General features: G+C 54.7%; 1 rRNA gene (cut by a window edge). It reads right to left on the bottom strand.

Annotation, left to right across the window (positions count from 1 at the left end):
• Positions 1 to 2,075, bottom strand: a 23S ribosomal RNA gene (locus tag ACIPV5_RS17580) (it extends 1,122 nt beyond the left edge of the window).

Genomic DNA, 2,075 nt, shown 5'->3' on the forward strand with positions numbered 1-2,075 from the left:
ACCTTGCGGCTAACCGGTCCTCTTAACCTTCCAGCACCGGGCAGGCGTCAGTCCGTATACATCGTCTTGCGACTTGGCACGGACCTGTGTTTTTAGTAAACAGTCGCTACCCACTAGTCTCTGCGGCCTCCAAACGCTTTCGGAGCAAGTCCTAATACGTCGAAGGCCCCCCTTCTCCCGAAGTTACGGGGGCATTTTGCCGAGTTCCTTAACCACGATTCTCTCGATCTCCTTGGTATTCTCTACCTGACCACCTGAGTCGGTTTGGGGTACGGGCGGCTAGAACCTCGCGTCGATGCTTTTCTTGGCAGCATAGGATCATCCACTTTTTATCCGCATCGTGTCTCAGCCTATGTGAGAGACGGATTTGCCTATCTCTCGGCCTACGCACTTGCACCAGGACAACCATCGCCTGGCTTGGACTACCTTCCTGCGTCACACCTGTTAATACGCTAACCGCACCAGAATGGGGTCGTGCGCTAGGCCCAACGCGTCACCCCGAAGGGATCAGTCACTGGGATTCAGACACTTAGCACTACTGGATTAGCTTGGGCGGTTCTTCGCCGGTACGGGAATATCAACCCGTTGTCCATCGACTACGCCTGTCGGCCTCGCCTTAGGTCCCGACTTACCCAGGGAAGATTAGCTTGACCCTGGAACCCTTGGTCTTTCGGAGGACGTGTTTCTCACACGTCTTTCGCTACTCATGCCTGCATTCTCACTCGTGTAGCCTCCACGGCTGGTTTACACCGCCGCTTCGCTGGCCACACGACGCTCTCCTACCCATCAACACGGCTGGACCACGAAGGCCTACCAATAATGTCAATGCCACAACTTCGGTGGCGTGCTTGAGCCCCGTTACATTGTCGGCGCGGAATCACTTGACCAGTGAGCTATTACGCACTCTTTCAAGGGTGGCTGCTTCTAAGCCAACCTCCTGGTTGTCAAGGCAACTCCACATCCTTTCCCACTTAGCACGCGCTTTGGGACCTTAGTTGGTGGTCTGGGTTGTTTCCCTCTCGACTATGAAGCTTATCCCCCACAGTCTCACTGCTGCGCTCTCACTTACCGGCATTCGGAGTTTGGCTGACGTCAGTAACCTTGTAGGGCCCATCGGCCATCCAGTAGCTCTACCTCCGGCAAGAAACACGCAACGCTGCACCTAAATGCATTTCGGAGAGAACCAGCTATCACGAAGTTTGATTGGCCTTTCACCCCTATCCACAGCTCATCCCCTCAGTTTTCAACCTAAGTGGGTTCGGTCCTCCACGACGTCTTACCGTCGCTTCAACCTGGCCATGGATAGATCACTTCGCTTCGGGTCTAGGACATGCGACTGAATCGCCCTATTCAGACTCGCTTTCGCTACGGCTACCCCTCAACGGGTTAACCTCGCCACATATCGCTAACTCGCAGGCTCATTCTTCAAAAGGCACGCTGTCACAGCTACTAAGGCTGCTCCAACGGTTTGTAAGCAAACGGTTTCAGGTACTATTTCACTCCCCTCCCGGGGTACTTTTCACCTTTCCCTCACGGTACTTGTCCGCTATCGGTCATCTGGGAGTATTTAGGCTTATCAGGTGGTCCTGACAGATTCACACGGGATTTCACGGGCCCCGTGCTACTTGGGATACTCTTCGCGCCACGGTTGGCATTTCGACTACGGGGTTGGCACCCTCTATGACCGGCCTTTCAAGACCGTTCGTCTATACCATCGTGTAACGCCGCCATCTCGGCAGAGATGACTGAAAAGTCCCACAACCCCCAACGTGCAACGCCTGCCGGCTATCACACACGCTAGGTTTAGCCTGTTCCGGTTTCGCTCGCCACTACTAACGGAATCGCGGTTGCTTTCTCTTCCTGTGGGTACTGAGATGTTTCACTTCCCCACGTTCCCTCTACCCGCCCTATATATTCAGGCGGGAGTCACTAGGTCGGCACGCCGCCCAGCGGGGTTTCCCCATTCGGACACCCTCGGATCAAAACTTGCTTATCAGTTCCCCGAGGCTTATCGCAGATTGCTACGTCCTTCTTCGGCTCCAGATGCCAAGGCATCCACCGTTTGCTCTTAAAGA

Origin of the sequence: Microbacterium sp. NPDC090014, from assembly GCF_044748285.1 — a bacterium.
Lineage (GTDB): Bacteria > Actinomycetota > Actinomycetes > Actinomycetales > Microbacteriaceae > Microbacterium.